Raw genomic sequence first — 23,969 nt, 5'->3', positions numbered from 1 at the left:
CCCAGCGCCGGCCAGGCCCTCGCCTCGAGCCTCGATACGCCCCTCCGGGGCTACTCGACCAGCATGCTGGCAAGACCATCCGTCGGGCTGGTCTCCATGCGCCGTCGCGGGGCCACTCGACCAGCATGATCGGCGGCGCCCCGTCCCTGCCCGTGAAGGCGGCCGCAGGCTCGCCGCCCGACGCCGGTAGCAGGGTGGAGGCGGCCGGAGGCCCGCCGCCTCCGTGAGAGCATCCCTGCCTCACGGGGGCGGCGGGCCGCAGTCCGCCGTCCGTCACCGGCTCTACGGAACGCGCCCCCCTCGGGAAGCCGACCGCCGTGAGGACTGCCGGAGGCAGTCCTCACCAGCCCACTCAGTCGACGGCCTTGACGGAGTGCCCGCCGAACTGGTTGCGGAGCGCTGCGACGGCCTTCATCGCGGGGGAGTCCTCCTGGCGGGAGACGAAGCGGGCGAAGATCGAGGCGCTGATCGTGGGCACCGGGACGGCGTTGTTGATGGCCTCCTCGATGGTCCAGCGGCCCTCGCCCGAGTCCTGCACGTAGCCCTCGATGTTCTTGAAGTCCGGGTCCTGCTCGAGGGCGCGGACGAGGAGCTCGAGCAGCCAGGAGCGCACGACCGTGCCGCGCTGCCAGGCCTTGAAGGTGCCGGTGACGTCCTTGATGATGTCGCTGCGGGTCTCGAGCAGCTCGTAGCCCTCGGCGAACGCCTGCATCAGGGCGTACTCGATGCCGTTGTGGACCATCTTCGCGTAGTGGCCGGCGCCGACCTCGCCGACGTGGACGAAGCCCTCCTCGCGGGGGCCCTCGGGGCGCAGCGCGTCGAAGACGGGCATGGCGTACTCGACGAGCTCCTTCGGGCCGCCGACCATCAGGCCGTAGCCGTTCTGGAGTCCCCAGACGCCGCCGGAGACGCCCGCGTCGATGTAGTGGATGCCCTTGGGCTTCAGCAGCGCGTCGTGCTTGAAGTCCTCGGTGAAGCGGGAGTTGCCGCCGTCGATGACGAGGTCGCCCTCGCTGAGCTTCTCCGACAGGTCCTTGACGACCGCGTCGGTGATCTCGCCGGCCGGCACCATCACCCAGACGATGCGGGGCGAGGGGAGTGCGGCGATCATCTCGTCGAGAGAGGCCGCGTCCGAGACGTCGGGATTGCGGTCGTAGCCGGTGACCTCGAGCCCCTTGGAGCGGAGGCGGGAGCGCATGTTGTCGCCCATCTTGCCGAGGCCGACGAGTCCGATGTGCATGGTGAACCTTCCTGGATTCGTTGTCCGGCGGGCGGGCGCTCGTCGGGAGCGGGGCGGTCGCGGCTCTGCGATCCGGGGAGTGGTCAGCGCAGCAGCAGGTTGGGCTGGAGCAGGTAGCGGTAGCTGTCGCTGCCGGGCTGCTCCCGCGAGGTCTGCGCGGTGATCAGGACGGGGCCGGGCTTGTTGGGGTTCTCGGTCTTCGTGAACGCGATGCGCACGAACTCCGAGTGGACGGCGGCGAGGCCGTCGAGCAGGAACTGCGGCTTGAGCGAGACGACCACGTCGTCGCCGGTCACGATCGCGTCGATGCTCTCGGACGCCTGCGCCTGCTCGGAGCCGATGGCCTCGAGGGTGAGGCCGTCGCTGCTGAAGCTGAAGCGGAGGGCCGCCTCGCGCTCGAGCACGAGCGAGACGCGGCGGGTGGCCTCGATGAGGTCGCTGGTCGACATGACCGCGTAGTTCTCGACGGAGGCGGGGAAGAGGCGCTTCACGGGCGGGAAGTTGCCCTTGATCAGCAGCGACGTGACGGTCTTGCGGTCCGCGGTGAAGGCGATCAGCTCGCGCTCGTCGCGGTTGGTGATCGCGACGGAGACGGTGCCGGAGTGGCCGAAGGTCTTGCCGACCTCCTGCAGCGTGCGCGCGGGCACGAGGGCGGTGAGCGGCTGGGTGGGCGCGGGGTTGTCCCCGTTGTCCCAGTCGATCTCGCGGACGGCGACGCGGTAGCGGTCCGTCGCGACGAGGCCGATCGTGTTCTCGGTGATCTCGAGCTGCACGCCGGTGATGACGGGGGTCACGTCGTCGCGGGAGGCGGCTACCGCCACCTGCGAGACGGCGGCCGCGAAGGCGTCGGCCGGGACGAGGCCGGTGGAGGCGTCGATCTCGGGGATGCTCGGGTACTCCTCCACGGGCATCTGCAGGAGCGTGAAGTGCGCCGAGCCGGCCGAGACCGAGACGCGCGACTCCTCCGTGGCGATGCGCACGGGAGCGTTGGGGAGGCGGTTCGCGATGTCGGCGAGCAGACGGCCCGAGACGAGCACGGTCCCCGTCTCCTCCACGTCGGCCGCGATCTGCGTCTGCGCGGACACCTCGTAGTCGAAGGAGGACAGCGTCAGACCCTCGGAGGTCGCCTCGATGAGGACTCCGGAGAGGATCGGCAGGGTCGTGCGCTGCGGAAGCAGCTTGACCGCGAAGGACACCGCCTCGCTGAAGACATCGCGGTTGGCTTGGAACCTCACGAGTACACCCCTGACGAGTCGCGGACGAAGACCGTCGCCCATCGTACCCGCCGGGCTCGACGAGCTCGGAAGGGGGTGGACCGCCGAGCACTCCCGAGCCGCTGTGGAGAGGTTGCCGGTCGAGGCTTCATTAAAGAGAGAACTGCGTTAACAGTGTTAACACGTGTGGAAACTGTGGAAAACGCTTCGGACCCCTACTCCTGGGTGGGATCGGAGGGACCCGCCCCTGTGGAGGGAGTGTGAGCGGGCCCGTGGACGCCCTGTGGAGCGATCCGGGCCGACCTGTCGCCCTCCACAGGCGGGCTCTCCCGGCGCACAGTCCCGAGGCGGTTGTCCACAGTTATCCACAGGTTCCTCACACTGTGGAAATCGGCCCTCCGAGGCGCGCGAGGCGGCGTGTCCGAGGCCCGCCTGGTGGGTCGAGGAGTCCGTCGACGACGTCTCCGGGTCACGACGGAGACCGTCGAACGCGGCTCGCGCCGTCCGAGCGGCGCGCAAGACGATGCGCGCTCCCTCTCCCCTGCGCTGCTCTCCTGGCCGTCGCACGGCGGATCGACACCGTCCGATCGCACGCCGGCCGCTCAGCCGCTCACCCGGACCCCTTGAGCACGTGCGGTTCATGCTGGTCGAGTAGCCCCAGCGAGCCGTATCGAGACCCCCGCCAGCGCCTTCGCCTGATCTCGACGCGCGCCGACACCGACGCCCTGCTGCTCGCGCCGCGATCCCCGTCGCTCCCTCCCCTCACACGAGGAGAGGGGAGCGACTACCCGACCACGGCGCACGGACGCCGATGGACCCCGGGGCACGCCACCTGGGACAGGTGGTCCCGGGGACCGTACGACTGCCGGCTAGCGGTTCGTCTTGATGCGGGTGGTCAGCTCGGTGACCTGGTTGTAGATGCTGCGGCGCTCCTTCATGAGCTCCGAGATCTTCTTGTTCGCGTACATGACCGTGGTGTGGTCGCGGTTGCCGAACAGCTGGCCGATCTTGGGCAGCGAGAGGTTCGTCAGCTCGCGGCACAGGTACATGGCGATCTGGCGCGCGGTGGCGACGGCCTGCGAGCGCGACGAGCCGTAGAGGTCGTCGACCGTGAGCTTGAAGTAGTCCGCGGTGTGGTTGATGATGTCGACCGGCGAGATGACGTTGTCCTCGTCGAGCGTGATCAGGTCCTTCAGCACGGTCTGCACGAGCGACATGTCGACCGGCGTCCGGTTCAGGCTCGCGAACGCGGTGACGCGGATGAGCGTCCCCTCGAGCTCGCGGATGTTGCTCGACACCTTCGACGCCATGAACTCGAGGATGTCGTCGGGCACGAGCAGCTTCTCGCTGACCGCCTTCTTGCGGAGGATCGCGATGCGGGTCTCGAGGTCGGGAGCCTGCACATCGGTGATGAGGCCCCACTCGAAGCGCGAGCGCATCCGGTCCTCGAAGCCCGTCAGTGCCTTCGGCGGCAGATCGGACGTGATCACGACCTGCTTGTTGTGGTCGTGCAGCTGGTTGAAGGTGTGGAAGAACGCCTCCTGCGTCTCCGCCTTCCCCTGCAGGAACTGGATGTCGTCGATCAGGAGGATGTCGACGTTGCGGTAGCGGCCGTGGAAGGCGTTGCCCCGGTTGTTCGCGATCGAGTTGATGAAGTCGTTCGTGAACTCCTCGCTCGAGACGTACCGCACGCGGATCCCCGGGTAGAGGCTCATCGCGTAGTGGCCGATGGCGTGGAGGAGGTGCGTCTTGCCGAGCCCGGAGTCGCCGTAGACGAAGAGCGGGTTGTAGGCCTTGGCGGGAGCCTCGGCGACCGCGACGGCCGCGGCGTGCGCGAACCGGTTGGAGCCTCCGATGACGAAGTTGTCGAAGCTGTACTTCGGGTTCAGCCGGGTGTCGGTCGCCGGCACGGTCCGCAGCTCCTCGACCCCGCGGGTCGGCGCGACCGTCGCCGAGGAGGCGGTGATCGGCTCGAACGGGTTCATCGACTCCTGCGACGACGGGGAGCTGAGGGGCTCGTGCTCGATGTCGGGGTTCACCACGAAGGCGAACGTCGTGACGCCGAAGGAGTCGTCGAGCGTCCCGATCGCGCTGAGCAGGGGCACGCGCACGCGCTGCTCGAGCATCCCGCGGGTGAACTCGTTCGGGACCTCCAGGTAGAAGGTGCCCGCCATGATGCCCTTGGGCTCCACGAGCGAGACGAACCCGTAGAGGGGAGCGGTGATCCGCTCGTCCTGGGACAGTGCGCCGAGGATCACGTTCCACGCGTCGACCATCGACGTGTCGTCTGCCATCTGTCTCCGGTCCTGGGTGCTGTCGCTGTGAAGTCGCTGCGGGATCGCCGTCTCCGCCGGACCCGTCGCCGCCCGCTGCAGGGGCGTCGCGGACCGGGCGCGGAGCCGGGTCTCGAGTGCCGCTCTCTCCACAGGGTTGTCCACCGGCCTCGAGCGATGCCTGTGCGGGCGCGGGAGGACGCGGATCCCACCTGTGGATAACTGCGGCTCAACACCGTAACGAACGGAGCCGACGGGAGACAAATCCACCACAGCGACACCCGCGTGTCAATGCGCGGAACCCCGTGTCCCGTGTGCATGATCGAGGTTTCGCGCCGTCCACATTTGACCGGTGACGGAACAGGCCGTAGTTTAAATCAGTTGACGCCTGCCCGGTGTCGTCCGTGCGGCCCTCGCAGGCCGAGCGGATTCCGCAGCCGGGCACCCCTTCTTCCCGGAGGATCCGAGTCTCCGCCCGAGCGGGTGGTGCCGGTTCGCACCGCGGAACACGTACGTGGAGATCTGATTATGAGCAAGCGAACCTTCCAGCCGAACAACCGTCGTCGCGCCAAGGTGCACGGCTTCCGTCTGCGCATGCGCACCCGTGCCGGCCGCGGCATCCTCAGCGCGCGCCGCGCCAAGGGGCGCACCGAGCTCTCCGCCTAGCAGCGAGCGGTACCGACCAGCGGTGCTGGCCAGAGCCAATCGCATCGTCCACGGAGGCGAGTACCGGACAGTCGTCCGTCGCGGTGTGCGGTCCACAGGACCACACACCGTCACGTATGTCCGCCGGTCCTCCGCGGGCGATCCGGCGCGGTTCGGGTTCATCGTCGCCAAGACGGTCGGCACCGCGGTGACGCGCAACACCGTCCGTCGCCGGCTCAAGGCCGTGGCGTTCGAGCTCGTCCCCGAGATCGACCCCGGCACCCAGGTCGTCGTCCGCGCGCTGCCCGGCAGCGCCGACGCCCCCTGGTCGGAGCTGCGCTCCGAGGTGTGGTCCGCGATGGCGCGAGCCGCGCGGAAGAGCGGGGCGTCCTCGTGACCGCCGTGATCCCCCGCCGCGAGGCGCCGTTCGCCCGGCTCGGGTGGGCGATCCTCCTGCTGCCGCGGAACATCGGCGTCCTGCTCCTGGTCGTCTACCGGGCGGTCGTGTCCCCTCTCTACGGGGACGTCTGCCGTTACTACCCCTCGTGCTCCGCGTACGCGCTCCAGGCGGTCCAGCTCCATGGGCTCGTCCTCGGCTCCGTCCTCGCGGCCCGCCGTCTGCTCCGCTGCCACCCGTGGGCGGCCGGCGGCATCGACGACGTCCCGACCTCGATCCCCCTGCACCGACCGGCTTCCGGCCGGACCCGCTTCGCCGTGACGCGAGCCGGGTTCGTCGTGGGCCCTCGAAAGGACTGACCCCACTCCATGGACCTCCTCGGCACGATCCTCTGGCCCCTCAAGTGGGTGGTCGAGCTGCTCCTCGTCGCCTTCCACCAGCTGCTGACCTTCACCGGCATGGAGGCGGCCGCGGGAATCACCTGGGTCCTCTCGATCGTCGGCCTGGTCATCGTCATCCGCGCCGCGCTCATCCCGATCTTCGTCAAGCAGATCAAGAGCCAGCGCCGGATGCTCGAGGTCGCGCCCCAGCTCAAGAAGATCCAGGACAAGTACAAGGGCAAGCGCGACCAGCTGTCCCGCGAGGCGATGTCCCGCGAGACCATGGAGCTCTACAAGAAGACGGGCACCAACCCGCTCGCCTCCTGCCTGCCCCTGCTGATCCAGATGCCGATCTTCTTCAGCCTGTTCTCGGTGCTGAACGCGGCTCAGCACAGCCAGAAGGGCGTGGGCCCGCTCGACGAGACGCTCGCCCGCCAGTTCGGCGAGGCGAACCTCTTCGGCGTCGCACCGCTGCACCAGTCGATCCAGGGCGCACTCGCCGAGGGCGGCCAGGAGCCGGTCATCATCATCGCGGTGATCATGGTCGTCCTGATGACCGCGTCGCAGTTCATCACGCAGCTGCAGATCGTCTCGAAGAACATGTCGCCCGAGGCGAAGGCCTCGCCGACGTTCAAGCAGCAGCGGATCCTGCTCTACATCCTCCCCCTCGTCTTCGCCTTCTCGGGCTTCGCGTTCCCCCTCGGCGTCATGTTCTACTGGCTGACCTCGAACATCTGGACGATGATCCAGCAGTTCATCGTCATCCGGAACATGCCGACCCCGGGCAGCGAGGCCGCCAAGGCCCGCGAGGAGCGCCTGCGCCGCAAGGGCAAGCTGGTCGAGGAGACCACGGCCGCCGGCGACGTCACCCTCGTCGAGAAGAAGGCCGTGCAGCGCACGCAGCCCGTGAGCAAGAACCGCTCCAAGAAGCAAGCCGGAAAGAAGTAGAGCCGCCATGACCGATCCGATGCAGACCATCACCGACGACGCGTCCGCACCCGTGGACGTGGACGCGCCCGCCGTCGACGAGGCACCCGAGTCCACGCTCTCGCAGCTCGAGGACGAGGGCGACGTCGCCGCCGACTACATCGAGGAGTTCCTCGACATCTGCGACCTCGACGGGGACATCGACATCGAGGTCCGCAACGGCCGCGCCTACCTCTCTGTCACCGCCTCCGGCGACACGAACCTCCGGGTGCTCTCCCGCCCCGACGCCGTCCAGGCGCTGCAGGAGCTCACCCGCCTGGCGGTCCAGACGAAGACCGGCGCGTTCTCCCGCCTCATCCTCGACATCGGCGGCTCCCGCGACGCCCGCGAGGCGGAGCTGGCCCAGCTGGTCGACCGCGCGATCGAGCGGATCGAGGACGGCGCCACGTCGGCCTCGCTCCCGCCCATGTCGTCGTACGAGCGCAAGCTGGTCCACGACATGGTGGGCGAGCGCGGCTTCGTGTCGGAGTCGCGCGGCGAGGCGCGCGAGCGCCACACCGTCATCACCCGCGGCTGAACGGCGTGGAGTCGACCCTCGAGGCCGAGCCCGCAGCCGCTGCGGCGATCGCCGGCGACCGCCTGCCCCTCCTGCGGCGGTTCACGGAAGCTCTCGCCGACCAGGGTGAGGAGCGCGGCCTGATCGGGCCCCTGGAGCTCCCCCGGCTCTGGACGCGGCACGTCCTCAACAGCGCCCTGGTGGCCCCTCTCCTGCGTCCGGGACTGGTGGGTGATGTCGGCAGTGGCGCGGGCCTTCCCGGGCTCGTCCTGGCCATCGTGCGGCCCGACGTCCGCTTCGTGCTCATCGAGCCGATGGAGCGTCGCGTCGTCTGGCTTCAGGAGCAGGTGGACGGACTCGGACTCGAGAATGTCTCAGTTCTTCGCGCCCGTGCCGAAGAGGTACAGCTCGCGGAGCCTCTCGACCAGGTGACCGCTCGGGCGGTCAGCGCTCTCTCGAAGCTGATCCCGCTGACCGCGCCGTTGCTGCGGCCTGGAGGCGAGCTGGTCCTGCTGAAGGGCATCAATGCCGAGAAGGAGATCGAGGCTGCGGCCAAGCAGATCCGTCGCTTCCGACTCTCCCCGCCCAGGGTCGTCGTGCTCGGAGACGGCGTGCTCTCCGAGGTGACGAGGGTCGTCCGGGCTACAGTGGGTTGATCGCCACGACGCCGCAGTGAGCCCCCGACTCCTCGTCCGTCGACTCCTCGGTGCTGCTGTCCGTCCCACTCGCTGAGCGAAGGTTTCACGTGAAACAAACCGATTCCGCCGGTCTGACCGGAGGCTTCGATTCCTCGACTCCCCTGGCCCGGGAGATCGCGGACATGACCCGTCGGCGCGCACTGCTGAACGCCCAGCCGCTGCCCAAGCCCGAGTCGACGCGCGTCATCACGATCTCGAACCAGAAGGGCGGCGTCGGCAAGACGACGACGACCGTCAACCTCGCCGCCGGGCTCGCCCGCGGTGAGGCAAAGGTGCTCGTCATCGACCTCGATCCGCAGGGCAACGCGTCGACGGCCCTGGGCATCGAGCACCGCGCCGAGACGGCCAGCGTGTACGACGTGATCGTCAACGACACTCCCCTCGCGGACGTCGTGCAGAAGAGCCCGGAGTTCGCCTCGCTCTACGGTGTGCCGGCGACCATCCACCTGGCCGGCGCCGAGATCGAGCTGGTCTCGCTCGTCGCACGCGAGCAGCGTCTCCGCCGCGCGCTCGACCGCATGCTCGACACCATGGACGAGCCGTTCGACTACGTCTTCATCGACTGCCCGCCGTCGCTCGGTCTGCTGACCATCAACGCGTTCGTCGCCGCTCGCGAGGTGCTCATTCCGATCCAGTGCGAGTACTACGCGCTCGAGGGGCTCAGCCAGTTGCTCAAGAACATCGACCTGATCGAGCGGCACCTCAACCCGAACCTCGGTGTCTCGACGATCCTCCTGACCATGTACGACGGCCGCACCAACCTCTCCCAGCAGGTGGCAGCGGATGTCCGAGAGCACTTCCCGAAGGAGGTGCTGCGCGCGGTGATCCCGCGCAACGTGAGGATCTCGGAGGCGCCGAGCTACGGACAGAGCGTGATCAGCTACGACCCGCAGTCGTCCGGTTCGCTGGCGTATCTGGAGGCGGCCGCCGAGATCGCACGACGCGGAGCCCGGAAGACACCCGAGACGGCACACGAAGGAGAGGCACGCTGATGGCGACCAAGCGCACGGGACTCGGCCGGGGGATCGGCTCGCTCATCCCGACCAGCGACGAGTCGCGCTCCCGGCCCGTCGACGTCTTCTTCCCTGATCAGGTCGGCGATTCGGCCCGTGCCGAGGAGCTCCTCGACGTCCCCGGAGCGCGCTTGGCGCGACTCCCCCTCGCCGACATCACCCCGAACACGGCGCAGCCGCGGTCGGTGTTCGACGAGGACGACCTCGCGGAACTCGTCCACAGCATCCGCGAGTTCGGAGTGCTGCAGCCGATCGTCGTCCGGCCCGTGACGGCTCGCGGCGGAGCGAAGTACGAGCTCGTGATGGGTGAGCGTCGGTTCCGCGCCTCGAAGGCCGCGGGACTGACCACCATCCCCGCGGTCGTCAAGGACACGGCCGACGAGAACATGCTCCGCGACGCGCTGCTGGAGAACCTGCACCGCGCCGACCTCAACCCGCTCGAGGAGGCGTCCGCCTACCAGCAGCTCCTCAGCGACTTCGGGATCACCCAGGAGGCCCTGGCGACGCGGCTCGGACGTTCGCGGCCGCAGATCTCGAACACGCTCCGTCTCCTGCGGCTCCCGGCCGATGTGCAGGCCCGCGTCGCTGCCGGCGTCCTGACCGCAGGACACGCGCGTGCGGTTCTGTCCCTCGACGACGTCGAGATGATGCGCCGCCTGGCCGACAAGATCGTCAATGAGGACCTGTCCGTCCGCGCCGCCGAGGCTGCCGCGGCGCAGATGAAGGCGCCGCGGACGACCACGCGTCCTGTGGTGGAGGAGCAGGGCGGCCACTCCGGACACCTCTCGTCGATCGCGGATCACCTCGGCGACCGGTTGAACACGCGTGTCAAGGTCACTCTGGGTGCTCGCAAGGGCCAGATGGTCATCGACTTCGCCACCATCCAGGACCTGAACCGCATCCTCGCCGAGATCGGGGAGCCGACCGAGGTGTCGCTCGCTCCGTAGTGGCCGGCCTAGCAGCCGCCACTGATTCGCCGTGCGGCTGGCGTGCGCGTGCTCGCGCTGTGTTCTTGGCCGCAATCGCCGGTGTGGCGATATCCGCTCCCCTCGTCGGCACCGCGATCACAGGAATCGGTACGCTTGAGGCGGCCCACGAAATGCCTTGTGAGCTGTCCATTCTCTGCCGTCGCCATCTCTCTGATTGATGAGCCCTTGTGACCGGCACAGTTTGATGAAGTGGCCCCAGGTTCTGCGGGGCCCTGCTGACTCCGAGCCTGGTCGAGAATACGGCTGGTATAGCCGAACGGCGATGATCGCCGGGTATCCGGTACATCTATCTCTGGATAGAGCAAATCACGATGCGGCTATATGGCGGTCGAGTAGGCGTGGAGCGCCGGATCGAGGGTTGGCGAGTTCAGACATCGTCGCGCTCCGGAGTTGATGTCGCGTTCGGTGAGTCGCTGGCGGGCGCAGGACGGGCGCCTGGACGGGTCGTTCGCGGTCGCGCTCTTCGCTGCCCAGGGCGACGACATCGTCGCCGATATTCGCGTGCGCAATGTTTCACGTGAAACATTCCTACGTTGGCAGCTGAGATGAGGACCCCCTCGGCTGTCCGTGCATCCCAAGTCGCCGGTGAAAAGCGCTTCCTGGGCCTCCAGAAATTGGCCGGCGGGGAAGTCAAGTTTAGACGAAATGCAGTATCGCTTCGTTTTCGCGGATCGATGCAGATGTGATGACTGGGTTCGCCGAGGTTTGACGGAGGACCCCGACGGCGGTCGCCCCCAGAGAGCACTGAAAGAGGCGATGGAAGGGCCGTTTCACGTGAAACGGTCCGCTCTAGGGCGGCCTAGCCATTGAAGAGCTACGAGCTTGTCATGTAGGAGAGGAGGCCCTCGTCGGCTCGACTCGCTCCATCGGGCGCAATATTTTGGATCGAAGTTACCCAACGGCTGCGGAGGCGTTTCACGTGAAACGCCCCTGCCGAGAACATTGGACGCCCATGCGGATCCTCGTGGGACCGACTTCGACCGCAATGCTCGAAAGAGATTGCTCGCCTGACCAGCGGAAGAGAGACACCACCCCCCCGAGGCGAAGTTGAGGTCGGAGAACCAAGCTAAAGGGATCCCTTCGGGCCGTGGGTCTCGGTACGTCGCGTTGTGGTTACTCGACCAGCATGGCGACGGGTGCCTGGTGTCGATCAGCGTCGATAGAGCAGGTCGGTTCTTCCCAGAGACGGCGCGGGTTGCGATCGTGGTGAGCCTCGATTCGACGCACTACCGCTCTTCACCGGTATGTCTGCGGATATAGGGAAACGATTGGCGTGGATATCCTGCCCCAGGCAATGCCGCACCTGGTACCCACCGAGGGTGTCCGGGTCTCGATACGCAGCAACGCGGTTCCTCGACCAGCATGACGACGAGGACCAGGTGCCGATCGAAGCCCTTGGGCCGGGTCGATTCCTGGTGAATTTAGGGGGACGAGGGGGGCCTCACCACGCCAATCTACGGATACTCGACCGGCGCGGCAATGGGTGTCTGACGTTGTGGGGGTCGAGACGCGGCCTCGGCTTCCCTCGAGTCGGCACTACTGGTCTGCTGATGAAGACCAAGACACGTTGTTGGGCGGCTACTCGACCTATGTCAAAGGAGAAGGGGGCGATCGCGGGTCTCGATATGCCGCGATCCGGCTACTCGTCTGGCATGGTTTCGCGCACTTGTTCACAACGCTGCAGCCTCGCGACCAGGAGCGGACGCGTAGCGGACCGTTTCACGTGAAACGGTATGGAGTCAGGAGGCTGCGAGCTTCGCGAGGGTGGAGTAGACGTCGCCGAGGTAGCGGCCGGACGCCTCGATAGCCTGGGGAACGAGCGAGGTCTCGGTCATTCCGGGAAGAACGTTCGCGTCGAAGAACCAGGGGAGTCCGGCGTCGTCGATGATGAAGTCGAGCCGCGACAGGTGGCGGAGTCCCAGCAGTTCGTGGATCGCAACGGCCACGCGGGACACCTCCTCCGTGATCTCCGGCGAGATCCGTGCCGGCGTGTAGAAGTGCGTCTCCCCCGCGTTGTAGCGCGCCTCGAAGGTGTACTGGCCGGTGACGGGTGCGATCTCGACAGGCGGCAGGGCGAAAGGACCGTCACCGAGGTCGAGAACACCGACGGAGACCTCGGTCCCCTGGATCTGCTGTTCGATGAGAACGACGTCGCCGTAGGTGTACGCCTCGACCATCGCTCGCGGGAGCTGCGACGACTCCGTCACGATGCTGACGCCCTGGGCCGAACCGCCCTGAGCGGGCTTCACCACGAGTGAGCCCGGCAGGTGCGCTTCCACCTGCTCCAGGATCCCGGCGGCTCCGAGCTCGCGGAAGGTCTCGCGGGGGAGGGTGACGGAGCGCGGGGTCGAGAAGCCCGCGCGAGCGACGAGCGTCTTCGCGGTCGGCTTGAACCAGGCCAGGCGCGCCGCGTCCGTCCGCGAGCCGACGTAGGCGAAGCCCGCCGCCTCGAGGAGCCCGAGGAGCGCACCGTCCTCACCGCTCGCCCCGTGCACCGCGGGCCAGACGACGTCGGGACGCTTCTGCAGGAGCGTCGAGAGGAGGCCGGCGTCCGGTTCGTGCAGGGAGACGCGGTGGCCCATCGCGGAGAGACGATCCGCCACGCGACGGCCCGACCGCAGGGAGACGTCGCGCTCGTGGCTGATGCCACCGCTGATGACGACGATGTCGAGTGTACGGTCGAGCACAGAGAAATCGGTCATGACCAGGGCTTTCTTATCGAAGGAGCGGTGTCAGGAGACGTTCGGCGGCAGGACGGCGTCACGCTTGCTCGCGTCGGCGTTGCTCAGCCGGCCCGTGCCCGCGAAGGTCGACAGCAGATCGAGCTCTCCGTTGATGACCGTGGCGAGGCGGCGGATGCCGTCACCGATGCGCTCCGGCGTTGGGTAGCAGAACGAGAGGCGGATGTTCTGACGTCCGTCTCCGTTGCCGTAGAACGCGGTACCCGGCGTGTACGCGACGAGCTCCTTCACTGCGCGCGGCAGCATCGCCTTGGAGTCGAGCTCCTCGGGCAGCGTGACCCAGACGTAGAAGCCGCCGTTCGGGTTCGTCCAGCTGAGGCCGGGCAGATGGGTCTGCAGGCCCTTCAGCATCGCTTCCTTCCGCTCACGATAGACGCCGCGGAAGGTGTCGATCTGTCCGCGCCAGTCGGCCGTCTCGAGGTACTTCGAGATGACCAGCTGGCTGAAGGACGACGGACTGAGGACGGCCGCCTCGTTGGCGAGGATCAGCCGCTCGCGGATCGCGTGCGGAGCGAGAGCCCAGCCCACCCGGAAGCCGGGAGCGAGCGTCTTCGAGAACGTGCCGAGGTAGATCACTCCGTCCTCCTCCAGCGAGCGCATCGCCTTCGGCGGGACGTCCTCGAAGTAGAGGAGGCCGTACGGGTTGTCCTCGAGCACGAGGATTCCCTCGGACTTGCAGATCTCGAGGATCTCGACGCGGCGCTCCCAGCTGAGGGTCACGCCCGCGGGATTGTGGAAGGTGGGGATCGTGTACAGGAACTTGATCGTCTTGCCGGCGGCGCGCACGCGGGCGATGTGCTCGCGGAGGGCGGCGGGGATGAGCCCGTGCTCGTCCATCGGGACGTGCTCGACCTCGGCCTGGTACGACCGGAAGATGACCATCGCGGTGACGTAGCTGGGGCCCTCGGAGAGGACGACGTCCCCCGGGTCCAGGAACAGCTTCGAAACGAGCTCCAGGGCGTGCTGAGAGCCCGTGGTGACCACGATGTCGTCCGCGCTGGCGGAGATGCCCTCGAGGGCCATGACGTCGAGGATCTGCTCGCGCAGGACGGGGACGCCCTGGCCCGACCCGTACTGCAGCGCGACGGGCCCCTGCTCCCGCATCACGGTGTCGATGGCGCCGGTCACCAGGTCCTGGGGGAGCGCGGACACGAACGGCATGCCGCCGGCGAGCGAGACCACTTCGGGGCGTGACGCGACGGCGAACAGGGCTCGAACCTCGCTGGCGGCCAGACCGGCCGTGCGCTCCGCATAGGAGTTGTACCAGGGGTCGAGGTTGGTGCCGCGGTTGGTCACGATGGTTCCGCTTCGCTCGGTGGACAGGGTCTCTCCGGCCAGAGCCGGGTGGATCCACAGTACCGGCCGGTCCTGTGCTGCGGCGGGGCGGTCGGGCGCCACCGCAGGGAGCGTGGCCTGCGTCCCAGCGGGGCTGTTTCACGTGAAACAGCCCCGGGAACGAGGAGAGCCCCCGTCACGACGTGACAGGGGCTCTCGGAGACCGCAGAGGGCGGTCAGGGGTGTGAACTCAGAGGAACGCGGCCAGGTCGGCCTCGAGGGCCGGCTTCGGCTTGGCGCCGATGACGGTCTTCACGACCTCGCCCTTCTGGTAGACCTTCATCGCCGGGATCGACGTGATCTGGTACTTCGCAGCGGTCTGCGGGTTCTCGTCGACGTTCAGCTTGACGATCTCGATCTTGTCGCCGTGCTCGGCCGAGATCTGGTCGAGGATCGGTGCGACCATGCGGCAGGGGCCGCACCACTCGGCCCAGAAGTCGACCAGGACGGTCTTCTCGGAGTCGAGGACGTCGGACTGGAACGATGCGTCGGTGACGCTCTTCGCGGTGGACATGGTGTTCTCTCCTTCACGAGTCGGCGGGCTGCCGGCTCCGATGTGCGATGACCGGACGGTCAGCGGGTGATGAGCTCGGCCCGGGGTGAGCCTTCGGTGTGGGCGGTGCCATCGGCGAGCGAAGCGAGGTAGTGCTCCGCGTCGAGGGCGGCGACCGTTCCGGATGCCGCGGCGGTGACGGCCTGACGGTAGGTCGGGTCGATCACGTCGCCCGCGGCGAAGACGCCGGGAACGGAGGTCTGGGAGGAGCGGCCGACCACCGAGATGGTGCCCTCGGTGGTGAGGTCGAGCTTGCCGTGCACGACGTGCGTGCGCGGGTCGTTGCCGATCGCGATGAACAGGCCGTCGAGGTCGAGGTGGGACTCGGTGCCGTCGACCGTGTCGCGCAGCTTCACGCCGTCCACGTGGTTCTCGCCGGTGATGCCGGTGACCTCGGCGTTCCAGATGAACTCGATCCTGTCGTTGTCGAAGGCGCGCTTCTGCATGACCTTCGAGGCGCGGAGCGAGTCCTTGCGGTGGATCACGTAGACCTTCGCGGCGTGCTTGGTGAGGAAGGTCGCCTCCTCCATGGCGGAGTCGCCTCCGCCGACGACGGCGATTGTCTTGCCCTTGAAGAAGAAGCCGTCGCAGGTGGCGCACCACGAGACACCGTGTCCCGATAGGCGGTCCTCGTCGTGGAGGCCCAGCTTGCGGTAGGCGGATCCGGTCGCGACGACGACGGTCTTCGCCTCGATGCTCTCGCCGGAGCCGAGGTGGACGGTCTTGATCTCACCCTCGAGATCGAGGGAGGTGACGTCGTCGTAGAAGGTCTCGGCGCCGAACTTCTCGGCCTGCGCCTGCATCGAGGTCATCAGCTCGGGGCCGAGGACGCCGTCGGGGAAGCCGGGGAAGTTCTCGACGTCCGTCGTGTTCATCAGGTCGCCGCCGATCTCGACCGACGAGGCCACGACCACCGGGTGCAGCTCGGCGCGCGCCGCGTAGATGGCGGCGGTCCAGCCGGCGGGGCCGGATCCGATGATGACGATGTCGCGCACGGCAACTCCTCGGGGTCTGTACGAGCGGTGACGGGTGGGGCGGGAGCCGAGCACCCGGAGCCGGTCGCTCGAATCGTTCCGCGGCTCCGTGGGCTACAACACATCCTAGGCGGGCACTATTCCGCGGGCCCGGGAGTGCCGGTCGTGCCACGCGCCGCTCGATGCAGCAGCCCAGGAAATGCACTCTGACCAGGCGTTTACCGGAGCAGCATCAGCGGCCCAGTCGGCGGAGCACCGGAGCGAGGACGGCGCGCAGCTCCGGCACCCGGAGGAACCAGAGGACCGCGAAGTAGACGAGCGCCATCACGGTGCCGATCGCGGCCATCGAGAGCAGCGGCTCCACGTAGTTCGAGACGGCGAAACCGCCCGCGCGCGTGCCGCCGAGGGCGACCAGGACGCCGTAGCCGGCGGCGGCGGAGGGCACCGCGGCGAGGACGAACTGCGCGAGCCTGACGAGGATCCGCCTGCCTCCGCGGCCGCCGAGCCGGCGGCGCAGGAGGAGGGCCGCCACGAGGGCCTGCACGCAGATGCCGAGCGAGGTCGCAGCGGCGATGCCGACGGCGGTGCGGTCGGCGGGGAGCCGGAGCACGATCAGGTACCCGGCGACCGCCACGACGACCTGCACCAGGGTGAACAGGAACGGCCGCGCTCCGTCGCTCAGGGCGTAGAACGCGCGCTGCATGATGGCGATCGAGGAGAACAGCGGCAGGGCGATCACGTAGGCCATGGCGATCGCTCCGATGGCCTTCGCGTCCGCGAACGAGTCGGTGAAGACGGAGCCGAACGGCACCGCGACCACGACGATCGCGGCGGCGGCGAAGACGAGCATCATCAGCACCAGGCGGAGCGAGGTGGAGACGTCCGAGCGGAACTCCTTCATCTCCCCCCGCGCGGTGTGGCCGCTCATCTTGGTGAAGTACGCCATGGCGATCGAGATCGCGATGACCGAGTGGGGCAGCATGAAGATCAGCCACGCCTTCTGCAGCGCCGCGGCCGAGGGCCCCTCGCCGGACGCGGTGGAGGAGACCTGGCTCTCGACGATGCCGGCGACGATGGTCAGCAGCACCGTGGCGAACGACCACAGCGACATCCGCCCGGCCGTGCCGAGACCGACGCCCCGGAAGCGGAAGTCGGGGCGGTAGCTGAGGCCGACCCTCCGCCAGAAGAGCATCAGGAACAGCGACTGGACGACGATGCCCAGTGTCGCGCTCCCGCCGAGGAGGGTGACCATCGCCGGGGACCACGAGTCGACCGGACGGTTCCCCTCCGGATCGGCGCCGAACAGCACCATGAAGGCGACGAGCCCGGCGATCACCACGACGTTGTTCAGCACGGGCGCCCAGGTGAAGGGGCCGAACGAGCCGCGGGCGTTGAGCACCTCGCCGAGGATCGTGAAGAGGCCGTAGAAGAAGACCTGCGGCAGGCACCAGAACGCGAAGGCGACGGCCAGCTGGTACTGCTCCGGTCCGTAGCCGGGCGCGTAGAGGCGCACGAGCAGGGGAGCGAGGACCGTGGCGGCGATCGTGGTCACCAGGAGCAGGCCGAGCGCCAGGGTCAGCAGGCGGTTGATGTAGCCGCGGCCGCCGTCGGCGTCGAGGCCCGCCCGCACGATCTGCGGGACGAGGACGGCGTTCAGAGCGCCGCCCGCGATGATCGAGTAGATCGTGTTGGGCAGCAGGTTCGCCGTCGTGAAGGCGTCCGCGCCCGGCGCGACCGCGGCTCCGATCGTGTTCGCCATGACGATCGACATGATGAAGCCGAGGATCCGCGAGACCATCGTGCCGGAGGCGAGGACGGCGCTCGCGCGTCCGAGGGAGAAGCTAGCCACGCGGGTCCGATCGCTGGTCGTCGAGATCGGGCTGGACCTCGAGCACGGCGTTCGGGTCCTCCTCGTCCTCAGGGGTGTCGCCTCGACGGCGACGGCGGATGTTGCGGAGGATGCCGGCTCCGAAGACGACGACGAGCGCGATCCCGATGACCAGGGTGCCGACGGTCTCCCAGTCGGCGCGGACGCTGGTCGTCATGCCCGTGGGGGTGCCGATGGGGACGCCCTGCGCCGAGGTCAGCTGCAGGCCGAGGCTCGTCTCGCCGTTGCCGACCCGGGCCTTCACGGGGATGAGGACGCGGCCCTGCGAGCGGGCGTCGATCTCGGTGGTCTCGATCGCCTCCTCGTCGATGTCGAGGACGGCGTTCGAGGTCGAGGCCTGGATGCGGACGGCGATCGGCCAGGGGAGCTCGTTGCGGACGTACACGGGGATGCTCGAGTCGCGGGAGACCTGCAGGATGCTGCCGGTCGCGTCGATCGACACCAGCGAGAGCGTCCGGTCGGCCTCGGTCATGGCCACGCCGACGGCGTCGCCCCAGCCGCTGCCGTCTCCGCGCCAGGTCACCGAGAGCAGCGCCAGCACGTCGTTGCGGCTCTTGCCCGACAGCAGCTCCGGCTCCTGCAGCACGGAGGAGAACGCCTCGACCTCGGAGCCGGCGTCGAGCAGGTCGCGCACCCGGTCGAGCCGCGACTCCGACTCCGGCGAGTCGACGACGCTCGCGCCCTCGGTCGCGGGGACGGCGAGGGCGGTGGAGAGGGCGACTCCGCGGGCCCAGGGCAGCGACTCGATCGCGTCGAGGGTCTCGGAGAGGCGCGCGGCGCCGATCGCCGAGCCGCGACCGAGGGTGAGCACGACGTCCGGCGCGGTCCCCTCCTCCTGCACCTCGGCGAGATCGGTGGCGATCTCGGACATGCGGGCGCGCCACTCGGTGTCGTCGGTGGCAGTCGCGGCCGCGTCGAACGCCTCGGTGAGGCGCGAGTCGGCCACGACCAGGTCCGAGTCGCCGACGGTGGCGCGCGAGGTCGTGGTCACCTCCTCCGGCAGCAGGAGACCGGATGAGGGGACGACCGTGCGGTTCATGCCGCTGGCCGCGTAGACGTCGAGGTCCGACCCCCGGAGAGTGCCCTCGTCGGGCCAGGCGACGCTGCCGAGGGAGGTGCTCCAGTCGGAGGCGAGCAGCGACTCGGTGCTCGGACGCGCCGGCAGGTCCTCGGCCGGCTGGTCGGAGTCGACGGCGACCGTGGGCGCCGGGCTGGCGGTGCCGGGGACCGCGGCGAAGCGGGTGTCGTCGATCGCGTACTCGAAGGAGGTGGGAGAGAGGAGGACGGAGAGCCCGGCCTGCGCCTGGGCCGAGACGTCGGCGTCGGCGTACGGCAGGGCGAAGCGCTCGTTCGGCACGGACTGCAGCCGGTCGAGCCAGTCGAGGGCCGACTCCGGAGCGGCGCTGCCGAGGATCCGGATCGAAGCGAGGATGCGCGGGTCGACCCCGATCGTGACGCCCTTCCCCGCGACCGCGTCGAGCTGCCGGGTGAGGGTCCCCGTGCCGTCGGTGTAGTCGGCGAGGGCCTCGGCCGAGAGCAGGCCGTCGGCCGTGTCCGGGACGGTGAGCGGGACGAGGACGCTGACGCCGGTCTCGCGCTCCGGGGCCACCGCGTCGTCGGTCAGCTCGACGGCGGTGCGAGCGGTCGAGACGACACCACCCGGACCGGTGACCGTGACGAGGACGGCGTGGGTGCCGAGCGCGGTCCGGTCGTTGGAGAAGGGGATCTGGTCGACCGGCACGGTGAGGCCGGCCTCGGCGGTGCTGGAGGGCAGCAGGCGCAGCTGGGCGGTCGCACGGACCGGGTCGGTGTCGTTGTCGGCCTCGGCGTCGAGCCAGTCGTGCAGCTCCGCGCGGGTGTCGAGGGTGGCGTAGGAGAGGGCGACCGTCACGTCGGCGCTGTCGATCGCCTCGGTGGTGCCGTTGCGCACGGCGATCGAGAGCTCGAGGTCCTGGCCGGGCCGCAGGACGCCGTCACTGCCGGCCCCGGCGGTCGTGGTGACGGTGCCGGGAGCGGGCGTCGAGGTCGCCGTCGCGGCGGCGACCGGGGCCGCGAGGGCGGGGGAGGCCACGCCGGTCAGGCCGAGCGCGAGAGCGGCGGCACCTGCCGAGCGGAGCAGGAGGAGGGCCGCCCGCGAGCGGCGGGAGCGGAGGGAGGGGTCGCGCCGATGCATCGGACTCACTCGGCCTCCATGCGGGTGATTCTACGGGCAGCCCTCCTCGGGGCAGGCGGTGCGTCCGCTGTGCAGGCGGTTCCCCCCCGTAACCCCCTGGCACGGTCACCCGCTGCCGGGACACCCCCCGCCACTAGGATCGTGCGAATGCACAGCGTCCAGACCGCTCTCGAGACCCTCCGCGCGCTCGCGGGGACGCCCACGGTGACGCGGCTGGCGGAGGCGTTCGCAGCCCAGGGCCACGAGCTCGCGCTGGTCGGCGGCCCGGTCCGCGACGCCTTCCTCGGCCACGGCGTGCACGACCTCGACTTCACCACCTCCGCACGCCCCGACGACATCGTGCGGATCGTCGCTCCGATCGCCGAGGCGCACTGGGACATCGGCCGGGCCTTCGGCACGATCGGCGCTCGCGTGGCCGGCGAGACGGTCGAGATCACGACCTACCGCAGCGACAGCTACGACGGGGTGAGCCGCAAGCCCGAGGTCGAGTTCGGCGACTCGCTCGAGGGCGACCTGGTGCGGCGCGACTTCACGGTCAACGCGATGGCGCTGCGGCTTCCGGAGGTCGTCCTCGTCGATCCCTCGGGAGGAGTGGAGGACCTGCTCGCCGGCCGGCTGCGCACCCCCTCCCCCGCCGACCTCTCCTTCGGCGACGATCCGCTCCGGATGCTCCGCGGCGCGCGCTTCACCTCGCAGCTCGGCTTCCGCACCACCGACGAGGTCGAGTGGGCGATGGCCGAGCTCGCCGGACGGATCGACGACGTCTCGGCGGAGCGCGTGCAGGAGGAGCTGCGGAAGCTCCTCGCGACCGCCACGCCCCGTGCCGGCCTGGAGCTGCTCGTCGACACCGGTCTGGCCGGTCGCTTCCTCCCGGAGCTGCCCGCGCTGCGCCTGGAGCAGGACGAGCACCACCACCACAAGGACGTCTACACCCACAGCCTCACCGTGCTGGAGCAGGCGATCGCGCTGGAGGAGTCGCGGCACCCCGGAGCCGCGCCCGACGTCGTGCTGCGGCTCGCCGCCCTCCTGCACGACATCGGGAAGCCGGCCACGCGGCGGCTCGAGCCGGGCGGAGCGGTGAGCTTCCACCACCACGACCTGGTCGGCTCCAAGCTCGCGATCAAGCGGATGCGCGCACTGAAGTTCGACAACCAGACGACGAAGGACGTGGCCCGCCTCATCGAGCTGCACCTGCGCTTCTTCGGGTACACGGACGGCGCGTGGACCGACTCCGCGGTGCGCCGCTACGTGACCGACGCCGGGCACCTGCTCGAGCGGCTGCACATCCTCACCCGCGCCGACGTGACCACGCGCAACCGCCGCAAGGCCGACCGGCTCGCGCACGCCTACGACGACCTCGAGGCGCGCATCGCGGAGCTCGCCGAGAAGGAGGAGCTCGCCTCCAAGCGCCCCGACCTCGACGGCACGCGGATCATGGAGATCCTCGGCCTCGCCCCGGGCCCCGAGGTCGGGCAGGCGTACCGGTTCCTGTTGGAGCTGCGGCTCGAGGAGGGTCCGCTCGGCGAGGAGGTCGCGACGCAGCGGCTCCGCGAGTGGTGGGCGTCGCGCTGAGGCGCTGAGCCGGGCCCCGTGCTCGCCTCGCCCTGCGCCCGGGATGGTGCGCCTCGAGCGGATCCGTCCGGCGCGTCGCGGCGGTCCTGTTGTAGTCTGTACAGGTTGTCCACGACCAGACGCACTCGCGTCCGCGGGAGTGGGCAGATGCTACATACCCTCCTGTCACGGAAATACCGTGGCCGTTCAGTCCGAAGGAGGTGGGTTAGTGACGCATCAGTACGAGATCATGGTCATCCTGGACCCCGAGATCGATGAGCGCACCGTCGCTCCGAGTCTCGACAAGTTCCTCAACGTCATCCGCACCGATGGTGGATCCATCGACAAGGTCGACGTCTGGGGCCGCCGTCGTCTGGCGTACGAGATCAACAAGAAGTCCGAGGGCATCTACGCCGTCGTCGACTTCACGTCGACCTCCGCCGCAGCGAACGAGCTCGACCGTCAGCTGAAGCTGTCCGAGGCCGTCATGCGCACCAAGGTGCTGCGGGCCGAAGAGGGCATCGCCCAGGTCGCGGCCGCCGCGAAGCTCGCCGACGAGAAGGCCGCCCGCAAGGCCGCCAAGGCCTCGGCCGCTCCCAAGGCGTAGCGCTCATGGCCGGCGAGACGATCATCACCGTGGTGGGGAACCTCACCGCCGACCCCGAGCTGCGCTACACGCAGGGCGGGCTCGCGGTCGCGAACTTCACCATCGCCTCCACGCCGCGCACCTTCGACCGTCAGGCGAACGACTGGAAGGACGGCGAAGCGCTGTTCCTCCGCGCCTCCGTCTGGCGCGAGTTCGCCGAGAACGTCGCAGGAACGCTGACCAAGGGCAGCCGCGTCATCGCGACCGGCCGCCTGAAGCAGCGCTCCTACGAGACGAAGGAAGGCGAGAAGCGCACCAGCATCGAGCTCGAGATCGACGAGATCGGGCCCTCGCTGCGCTACGCGACCGCGCAGGTCACGCGCGCCTCCGGTGGAGGCGGACGCGGCCAGGCCGGTGGCGGCCAGGGCAACGGCGGTCAGATCGGCGGCGGCCAGGGCGGCTTCGGCAGCGGCGGTCAGGGGGGCTCCGGCAACGCCGGCGGCAACCGTGGCGGTCAGGCCGAGGAGCCGTGGGCGCCGAGCGCTCCCGCCGGTGGCGACGTGTGGAGCACGCCGGGCAGCTACAACGACGAGACGCCGTTCTGAGCCTCGGCTCGGACGCTCTCCTCACCTGAATCACGCCTCCCCCGCACCGCGATCGCTCGCGGCGGGGCAGGGGCGAACCAGAATCTAAGGAAACCACTATGGCTGGAAAGAGCAGCGGCGACCGCCGCAAGCCGATCCGCGGCAAGGGCGCGAAGAACGCGGCCCCCGCGAAGTCGGTCCGCGTGGGTGTCATCGACTACAAGGACGTCGCGACCCTCCGCAAGTTCATCTCGGAGCGCGGGAAGATCCGCGCCCGTCGTATCACCGGCGTCTCCGTTCAGGAGCAGCGCCTCATCGCCCGTGCCGTCAAGAACGCCCGCGAGATGGCGCTCCTGCCCTACGCCGGCAGCGGAAGGTAGGTAACGGTATGTCCAAGGTCATCCTGACCCACGAGGTCGACGGACTCGGCTCGGCCGGCGACGTCGTCGACGTGAAGAACGGGTTCGCCCGCAACTACCTCATCCCGCAGGGCTTCGGCGTCGCGTGGACCCGCGGTGGCGAGAAGCAGGTCGAGCAGATCAAGTCGGCGCGAGCCGCTCGTGAGCACAAGACCATCGAAGAGGCCCAGCACACCAAGCAGGTCCTCGAGGCCAACCGCGTGAAGCTGACGGTCAAGGCCGGCAAGGACGGCCGCCTGTTCGGCTCGGTGAAGACCTCCGATATCGCGAACGCGGTGGCGGCGGCCGGATTTGGCGAGCTCGACAAGCGCAAGATCGTCATCTCGAACGCGATCAAGCACGTCGGCGAGCACGAGGCCGTGGTGCGTCTGCGTGACGACATCCAGGCCACTGTGAAGCTGCAGGTGGTCGCGGCCAAGTAAGGCCGCGAGAACGCCGCGGAGGGCGGTGCGACGGGACTTCCGAGTCCCTCGCACCGCCCTTCGTCGTTCCCGTTCTCCACAGCTCCATCCACATACACCCTTCAGCGGGACCAACCTTCACTGTGGTCTTGAGACTCGTTTCCCCACACACCTGTGGAAAGCGGTGAATGCCTGGTCAGAGGCCAGAAAAAACTTGCTGAGAGCCGCTGATCCCACAGGGTTGTCCACATGTTGCCCACAGTGGGCCCGGCGTTTCCCCTCGGTTCTGCACAGCTCTCTCCACAGGGCGGTTTGCGTGCCGCGGGCGGCGGTCCGTAGGGTGGCGCAGCGCCCCGCGAGGGGTGCGGGCAGGCGCCCGTGCGCCGCTGTCGGAGGTCGCTGGTAGACCGGATCCCGGCACCGGCTCGACCG

At 68.9% G+C, this 23,969-nt stretch carries 22 protein-coding genes; 13 read left to right on the top strand and 9 right to left on the bottom strand.

The genetic code is table 11. The annotated features are described in order from the left end of the window. Nucleotides 1-352: 352 nt before the first annotated feature. The 3 genes from gnd to dnaA all read right to left on the bottom strand — a co-directional run bounded on the left by gnd (nt 353) and on the right by dnaA (nt 4,628). Nucleotides 353-1,240, bottom strand: coding sequence for a phosphogluconate dehydrogenase (NAD(+)-dependent, decarboxylating) (gnd, locus tag C5C54_RS07275; protein WP_104222677.1), 888 nt, complete (start codon nt 1,238-1,240; stop codon nt 353-355). Between the two features lie 83 nt (nt 1,241-1,323). After that, the gene (dnaN, locus tag C5C54_RS07270; RefSeq protein ID WP_104222678.1) at nt 1,324-2,475 is read right to left on the bottom strand and encodes a DNA polymerase III subunit beta; all 1,152 of its coding nucleotides are present in this window, start codon (nt 2,473-2,475) and stop codon (nt 1,324-1,326) included. A gap of 848 nt (nt 2,476-3,323) precedes the next feature. Beyond that, nucleotides 3,324-4,628, bottom strand: coding sequence for a chromosomal replication initiator protein DnaA (gene dnaA / locus C5C54_RS07265; RefSeq protein WP_374952921.1), 1,305 nt, complete (start codon nt 4,626-4,628; stop codon nt 3,324-3,326). A gap of 627 nt (nt 4,629-5,255) precedes the next feature. Here dnaA and rpmH point away from each other — a divergent pair. From rpmH to C5C54_RS07225, 8 genes are all read left to right on the top strand, one after another. Beyond that, nucleotides 5,256-5,393 (top strand): 50S ribosomal protein L34, encoded by a 138-nt coding sequence (gene rpmH / locus C5C54_RS07260; RefSeq protein ID WP_055784512.1) that lies wholly within the window; start codon nt 5,256-5,258, stop codon nt 5,391-5,393. Between the two features lie 22 nt (nt 5,394-5,415). Continuing rightward, the gene (rnpA, locus tag C5C54_RS07255; protein WP_104222680.1) at nt 5,416-5,769 is read left to right on the top strand and encodes a ribonuclease P protein component; all 354 of its coding nucleotides are present in this window, start codon (nt 5,416-5,418) and stop codon (nt 5,767-5,769) included. A 5-nt stretch (nt 5,770-5,774) separates the two neighbouring features. Continuing rightward, nucleotides 5,775-6,128, top strand: a complete 354-nt coding sequence (gene yidD / locus C5C54_RS07250; protein ID WP_258063256.1) for a membrane protein insertion efficiency factor YidD — start codon at nt 5,775-5,777, stop codon at nt 6,126-6,128. 9 nt (nt 6,129-6,137) lie between these two features. Then, nucleotides 6,138-7,097: a membrane protein insertase YidC gene (gene yidC / locus C5C54_RS07245; RefSeq protein ID WP_104222681.1), complete on the top strand. Its 960-nt coding sequence runs from the start codon at nt 6,138-6,140 to the stop codon at nt 7,095-7,097. Between the two features lie 7 nt (nt 7,098-7,104). Beyond that, on the top strand, nt 7,105-7,653 hold the full coding sequence (locus C5C54_RS07240; RefSeq protein ID WP_258063254.1) for a R3H domain-containing nucleic acid-binding protein: 549 nt from the start codon (nt 7,105-7,107) through the stop codon (nt 7,651-7,653). Between the two features lie 5 nt (nt 7,654-7,658). Beyond that, on the top strand, nt 7,659-8,288 hold the full coding sequence (gene rsmG / locus C5C54_RS07235; protein WP_181127860.1) for a 16S rRNA (guanine(527)-N(7))-methyltransferase RsmG: 630 nt from the start codon (nt 7,659-7,661) through the stop codon (nt 8,286-8,288). A gap of 164 nt (nt 8,289-8,452) precedes the next feature. Next, entirely contained in the window at nt 8,453-9,322 is an 870-nt protein-coding gene (locus C5C54_RS07230) for a ParA family protein (protein ID WP_104247021.1), read from the top strand. Beyond that, nucleotides 9,322-10,290 (top strand): ParB/RepB/Spo0J family partition protein, encoded by a 969-nt coding sequence (locus C5C54_RS07225; RefSeq protein ID WP_104288053.1) that lies wholly within the window; start codon nt 9,322-9,324, stop codon nt 10,288-10,290. The genes C5C54_RS07230 and C5C54_RS07225 overlap by 1 nt, the downstream gene beginning before the upstream one ends. A gap of 1,781 nt (nt 10,291-12,071) precedes the next feature. On the opposite strand, the gene C5C54_RS07220 is transcribed toward C5C54_RS07225, so the two are convergent. From C5C54_RS07220 to C5C54_RS07195, 6 genes are all read right to left on the bottom strand, one after another. Continuing rightward, a complete protein-coding gene (locus C5C54_RS07220; protein ID WP_104288052.1) occupies nt 12,072-13,034 on the bottom strand; it encodes an ATP-grasp domain-containing protein in 963 nt (320 codons plus the stop codon). Between the two features lie 30 nt (nt 13,035-13,064). Then, entirely contained in the window at nt 13,065-14,411 is a 1,347-nt protein-coding gene (locus tag C5C54_RS07215) for a PLP-dependent aminotransferase family protein (protein ID WP_374953281.1), read from the bottom strand. 187 nt (nt 14,412-14,598) lie between these two features. After that, nucleotides 14,599-14,922, bottom strand: a complete 324-nt coding sequence (gene trxA, locus C5C54_RS07210; RefSeq protein WP_104222687.1) for a thioredoxin — start codon at nt 14,920-14,922, stop codon at nt 14,599-14,601. Nucleotides 14,923-14,981: 59 nt separating this feature from the next. After that, entirely contained in the window at nt 14,982-15,956 is a 975-nt protein-coding gene (gene trxB / locus C5C54_RS07205) for a thioredoxin-disulfide reductase (RefSeq protein ID WP_104260879.1), read from the bottom strand. Nucleotides 15,957-16,167: 211 nt separating this feature from the next. Continuing rightward, complete coding sequence (murJ, locus tag C5C54_RS07200) at nt 16,168-17,784, bottom strand: murein biosynthesis integral membrane protein MurJ (RefSeq protein WP_258063253.1); 1,617 nt, start codon at nt 17,782-17,784, stop codon at nt 16,168-16,170. Beyond that, nucleotides 17,777-19,996 (bottom strand): DUF6049 family protein, encoded by a 2,220-nt coding sequence (locus C5C54_RS07195; protein ID WP_104262572.1) that lies wholly within the window; start codon nt 19,994-19,996, stop codon nt 17,777-17,779. Before C5C54_RS07195 ends, murJ begins: the two co-directional genes overlap by 8 nt. Before the next feature lie 147 nt (nt 19,997-20,143). Between C5C54_RS07195 and C5C54_RS07190 the strand changes: the two genes are divergently transcribed. From C5C54_RS07190 to rplI, 5 genes are all read left to right on the top strand, one after another. Continuing rightward, complete coding sequence (locus tag C5C54_RS07190) at nt 20,144-21,568, top strand: CCA tRNA nucleotidyltransferase (RefSeq protein ID WP_104262571.1); 1,425 nt, start codon at nt 20,144-20,146, stop codon at nt 21,566-21,568. A 208-nt stretch (nt 21,569-21,776) separates the two neighbouring features. Continuing rightward, entirely contained in the window at nt 21,777-22,154 is a 378-nt protein-coding gene (gene rpsF / locus C5C54_RS07185) for a 30S ribosomal protein S6 (protein WP_068207796.1), read from the top strand. Between the two features lie 5 nt (nt 22,155-22,159). Continuing rightward, complete coding sequence (locus C5C54_RS07180; protein ID WP_104268810.1) at nt 22,160-22,738, top strand: single-stranded DNA-binding protein; 579 nt, start codon at nt 22,160-22,162, stop codon at nt 22,736-22,738. Nucleotides 22,739-22,836: 98 nt separating this feature from the next. After that, entirely contained in the window at nt 22,837-23,097 is a 261-nt protein-coding gene (gene rpsR / locus C5C54_RS07175) for a 30S ribosomal protein S18 (protein ID WP_055784551.1), read from the top strand. 8 nt (nt 23,098-23,105) lie between these two features. Continuing rightward, nucleotides 23,106-23,558 carry a 50S ribosomal protein L9 gene (gene rplI / locus C5C54_RS07170; protein ID WP_104222692.1) on the top strand — a complete coding sequence of 151 codons (453 nt, stop codon included), beginning with the start codon at nt 23,106-23,108 and terminating at the stop codon, nt 23,556-23,558. The last annotated feature ends 411 nt before the right edge of the window (nt 23,559-23,969 follow it).

Origin of the sequence: Rathayibacter sp. AY1F2 (genome assembly GCF_002930885.1) — a bacterium.
Lineage (GTDB): Bacteria > Actinomycetota > Actinomycetes > Actinomycetales > Microbacteriaceae > Rathayibacter.
Note: the sequence above shows the minus strand (reverse complement) of the source record. Positions and strands in the feature narration are given on the sequence as shown.

Bases quoted from the DNA above. Each gene is read 5' to 3' on its own strand.
- gnd (WP_104222677.1), bottom strand. From the start codon at position 1,240: ATGCACATCGGACTCGTCGGCCTCGGCAAGATGGGCGACAACATGCGC.
- dnaA (WP_374952921.1), bottom strand. From the start codon at position 4,628: ATGGCGGGCACCTTCTACCTGGAGGTCCCGAACGAGTTCACCCGCGGG.
- rpmH (WP_055784512.1), top strand. From the start codon at position 5,256: ATGAGCAAGCGAACCTTCCAGCCGAACAACCGTCGTCGCGCCAAGGTG.
- yidC (WP_104222681.1), top strand. From the start codon at position 6,138: ATGGACCTCCTCGGCACGATCCTCTGGCCCCTCAAGTGGGTGGTCGAG.
- C5C54_RS07240 (WP_258063254.1), top strand. From the start codon at position 7,105: ATGACCGATCCGATGCAGACCATCACCGACGACGCGTCCGCACCCGTG.
- C5C54_RS07230 (WP_104247021.1), top strand. From the start codon at position 8,453: ATGACCCGTCGGCGCGCACTGCTGAACGCCCAGCCGCTGCCCAAGCCC.
- C5C54_RS07225 (WP_104288053.1), top strand. From the start codon at position 9,322: ATGGCGACCAAGCGCACGGGACTCGGCCGGGGGATCGGCTCGCTCATC.
- C5C54_RS07220 (WP_104288052.1), bottom strand. From the start codon at position 13,034: ATGACCGATTTCTCTGTGCTCGACCGTACACTCGACATCGTCGTCATC.
- trxA (WP_104222687.1), bottom strand. From the start codon at position 14,922: ATGTCCACCGCGAAGAGCGTCACCGACGCATCGTTCCAGTCCGACGTC.
- C5C54_RS07195 (WP_104262572.1), bottom strand. From the start codon at position 19,996: ATGCATCGGCGCGACCCCTCCCTCCGCTCCCGCCGCTCGCGGGCGGCC.
- C5C54_RS07190 (WP_104262571.1), top strand. From the start codon at position 20,144: ATGCACAGCGTCCAGACCGCTCTCGAGACCCTCCGCGCGCTCGCGGGG.
- C5C54_RS07180 (WP_104268810.1), top strand. From the start codon at position 22,160: ATGGCCGGCGAGACGATCATCACCGTGGTGGGGAACCTCACCGCCGAC.
- rpsR (WP_055784551.1), top strand. From the start codon at position 22,837: ATGGCTGGAAAGAGCAGCGGCGACCGCCGCAAGCCGATCCGCGGCAAG.
- rplI (WP_104222692.1), top strand. From the start codon at position 23,106: ATGTCCAAGGTCATCCTGACCCACGAGGTCGACGGACTCGGCTCGGCC.